Source organism: Arthrobacter sp. P1_A5, assembly GCF_056406825.1.
Window position 1 is genome coordinate 1 of record NZ_JBFTZL010000247.1, and the last position, 4,220, is coordinate 4,220.

At 67.3% G+C, this 4,220-nt stretch carries 2 protein-coding genes; both read left to right on the forward strand.

The features are described from left to right. The first annotated feature begins 246 nt into the window (after nt 1–246). Nucleotides 247–1,986 carry a long-chain-fatty-acid--CoA ligase gene (locus AC1D1S_RS19580; RefSeq protein WP_476995264.1) on the forward strand — a complete coding sequence of 580 codons (1,740 nt, stop codon included), beginning with the start codon at nt 247–249 and terminating at the stop codon, nt 1,984–1,986. 123 nt (nt 1,987–2,109) lie between these two features. Further along, the coding region (locus AC1D1S_RS19585) for an FdhF/YdeP family oxidoreductase (RefSeq protein ID WP_476995265.1) at nt 2,110–4,220 on the forward strand (2,111 nt) is incomplete at its 3' end.

The window sequence follows — 4,220 nt, forward strand, 5'->3', positions numbered from 1 at the left end:
CCAGAGAACTGCACGGACCCGCGGCTCGCGGTGTACGCCCCAGCTTCCGCCCGGGCCTGCCGGGTGCCAAGGGCCAAAAGTCACCTCCGAGCCGGCGCCGGCCGCCGCCGGGGCCTCCCCGGCGCGCGCGTCCAGGCGGGGCCGCCCCGGTAGGATTTCTTGACGGGCCCGGCCKGGCCCGAGGCCGGCAGCCCGGCACCGCACAGCCCCGCACATCACAGCGCAGCCCAGTGGCAAGGACACACCATGAGCACCAAATCCGCAGGGCCCAAGCGTCCCGACCGCCCCTGGACCCGCCACTACAGCCCCGGGGTTCCCGCCAGCCTCAAGCTCCCGGAAGGGTCCCTCGTCGACCTGATGGACTCGTCCGTCCGGCGCTACGGGAAGAAGACCGCCCTGGAATTCTTTGGAGCGCGCACCAGCTACCGGGACCTCGGCACCGCCATCAACAAGGCGGCCGCGGGCCTGAGGAAGCTCGGCGTCCGGGCCGGTGACCGGGTGGCGCTGGTCCTGCCGAACTGCCCGCAACACATCATCGCGTTCCACGCGGCACTGCGCCTGGGCGCCGTGGTCGTCGAACACAACCCCTTATATACGGACCGCGAGCTGCGCCACCAGTTCGAGGACCATGGCGCCACCATCGCCATTGTCTGGGACAAGGCCGTGGACAAGGTCCGCCAACTGCCGGCYGACGTCGGGCTGCAGTGCATCGTCTCCGTTGAACTGATTCCGGCGATGCCCCTGCTGCAACGGGTCGCGCTGCGGCTCCCCGTGCCGGCGGCCCGCGCCGCCCGTGCCGCCTTGACCGCCGGCAAGCACTCGCCCCGGCCCGTGGCGCAGCCGGCGCACCGGAGGGTGCTGGCGTGGAAAGACCTCCTTGGCGCGGGCGACCTGAAGAAAAAGCATCCGCGCCCGGCCGCCGCAGACCTGGCTGTCATCCAATACACCAGCGGCACCACGGGCCGGCCCAAAGGCGCCATGCTGACCCATGCCAATCTGCAGGCCAATGCCGCGCAGGGCCGCGCCTGGGTGCCGGGACTCAAGGACGGCCGGGAAACCGTGTACGCGGTGCTGCCCATGTTCCACGCCTACGGCCTGACGCTCTGCATGACGTTCGCCCTGAGCATCGGCGCGAAACTGGTGCTGTTCCCTAAGTTCGACGTCGACCTGGTGCTGAAGGCGCACAGGAAGTCGCCTGCCACATTCCTGCCGGCGGTGCCGCCGATCTACGACCGCATCGCCGCCGCAGCCGCCGAGCGCGGTATCGCGCTGGACAGCATCCGCTTCTCCATCTCGGGGGCGATGAACCTGCCGACGGCGACGGTGGACGCGTGGGAGAAGGCGACCGGGGGCTACCTGATCGAGGGCTACGGGCTGACGGAAACCTCGCCCATCGCCCTGGGCAACCCCTTCGGTCCCAGCCGGAAACCGGGAACCGTAGGGGTCCCGTTTCCCCTGACGGACATTCGTGTGGTGGACCCGCGGAACGTCCTCCTGGACCGTGCCCCGGGAGAGGAGGGCGAGCTCCTGGTCCGCGGCCCGCAGGTCTTTGCCGGCTACTGGAACCGGCCGAAGGAGACCGAGGAGGCGCTGCTGGAGGGCGGCTGGTTCCGGACCGGTGACATCGTCTCGGTAGATAAGGATGATTTCGTGACCGTCCGGGACCGGATCAAGGAGCTGATCATCACGGGAGGCTTCAACGTCTCCCCCACGGAAGTTGAAGATGTCCTCTCCGGGTACCCCGGTGTGCGGGACGTGTGTGTGGTGGGACTGCCCCGCCCGGGCGGCGGCGAAGACGTGGTTGCCGCCGTCGTCCCGTCCGCGGGCCCCGGCCTGGACCCGGAGGGGCTGCTGGCGTTTGCCCGGGAGAACCTGGCCGCCTACAAGGTGCCGCGCCGCGTTGCCGTGGTGGATGAGCTGCCGCGTTCGCTGATCGGCAAGGTCCTCCGCCGCGAGATCCGCGACACACTCGTGGCCGGCCGGTAGCTTGCCCCGGCCGGGCAATTGCTTGCGGCGCTCCGATCAAGCTGATAGGCCTGACGGTAAGGTGCAGAGTGGCAGATCAGCACGCCGCCCCATCCGGGTGGTGGTTGCAGAAGGGAAGTTCACGTGACTCGCAACACTCCTCATATCGAGGAACCGTCCGAAAAGGATCTCGTCGTCGGGGACGGGCCGAAAAGCTGGGCCGCCGGCGTCCCGGGCGTATACCACTCCATGAAGCCGGCCATCGAACAGATGGGACTGAACCGGACCCGCAAGACCGTCATGGCGATGAACCAGAAGGACGGCTTCGACTGTCCGAGCTGCGCGTGGCCGGATCCCCACCACCGCAAGGCATTCGAGTTCTGCGAGAACGGGGCCAAAGCGGTGACCTGGGAAGCGACCCCGGTGGTGGTTCCCGCAACTTTCTGGGCCGAGAATGCCGTCAKCGACCTGCGAAGCCAGACCGAGTACTGGCTTGGCATGCAGGGCCGCCTGACCGAACCGGTGTACAAGGCCGCCGGCGAGGACCACTACAAGGCGGTCAGCTGGGACGAGGCGCTCCGGCTCGTGGCCGACAAGCTCAAGGGCCTGGACTCCCCCGACCAGGCGGCGTTCTACACGAGCGGCCGGACCTCGAACGAGGCTGCCTTCCTCTACCAGCTCATGGTCCGCGGCTACGGCACCAACAACCTGCCGGACTGCTCCAATATGTGCCATGAATCCTCCGGCTGGGCCATGGGCCAGACCATCGGCATCGGCAAGGCGACGGTCAGCTTCGACGACTACGCCAAAGCCGACCTGATCATCATCATGGGCCAGAACCCCGGCACCAACCACCCCCGGATGATGACCGAACTTGAGGCGTGCAAGCGCAACGGCGGCGAGATCGTGGCCGTCAACCCGCTCCCCGAAGCAGGCCTGCGCCGGTACAAGAACCCGCAGCAGGTCAACGGGATCGTCGGTCACGGCGTCCAGATCGCAGACCAGTTCCTCCAGATCCGGATCGGCGGCGACATGGCGCTGCTGCAGGCCGTGTCCAAGCGCGTGCTCGACGCCGAGGCCAAGAACCCCGGGACAGTCCTGGACCACGCCTTCCTGGCGGAACACTGCGAGGGGCTCGAGGAGCTCAAGGAACACCTCGCCGGGCTGGATGAAGGCACAGTTCTTGAGGCCACGGGCCTGCACAGCGAGGACATCGATGAGCTGGCCGCCCGCTATCTCAAGGCCGAGAAAGTCATCATCACCTGGGCCATGGGCATCACCCAGCAGAAGAAGGGTGTTGCCACCATCAAGGAGATCATCAACCTCCTGCTGCTGCGCGGCAATATCGGCAAGCCGGGCGCCGGCGCCTCCCCCATCCGCGGGCACAGCAATGTGCAGGGCGACCGGACCATGGGCATCTGGGAGCAGATGCCGCAGTCCTTCATGGAGGCCCTCGGCGAGGAGTTCGACTTCGAGCCGCCCCGCGAACACGGCGCGGACGCCGTCGAGACCATCAACAAGATGCGCGCGGGCGAGATCAAGGTATTCGTCGCCCTGGGCGGCAACCTGGTGGGTGCCATCTCGGACACGAACGCCGCCGAGGCTGCGATGCAAAACACGGAGATGACGGTGCAGATCTCGACCAAGCTGAACCGCTCGCACACTGTGACGGGCCGCGAGGCCCTGATTCTCCCCACGATGGGCCGGACCGAGATCGATATCCAGGAATCCGGTCCCCAGTTCGTGTCGGTGGAGGACACCGTCTGCGCCGTGCACCCGTCCTGGGGCAGCGTCGAGCCGGTGTCTCACCACCTGCTCTCGGAGCCGGCCATCGTGAGCCGGCTGGGCAAACTCCTGGTGGGCGACAAGATCAAGGCCGACTGGGACGGCTATGAGAAGAACTACGACCTCATCCGGGACCACATTTCGCGCGTGGTGGGCGGCTGCACGGACTACAACCAGCGGATCCGGCAGGAAGGCGGGTTTATCCTCGCCCACGGTCCCCGCGACTCCCGCACCTTCCCCACGCCCACCGGCAAGGCCGTGCTGACAGTCAATGATCTTGAACTTGTCGAACGGCCGGAGGGAACCCTGATCCTGCAGAGCATGCGCTCCCACGACCAGTTCAACACCACCATCTACTCGCACAACGACCGCTACCGTGGCATCAAGAAGGGCCGCCATGTGGTGTTCGTGAACCCTGACGACATCGCCGAACTCGGCCTTGCGGACGGGCAGTACGTGGACGTCCACGG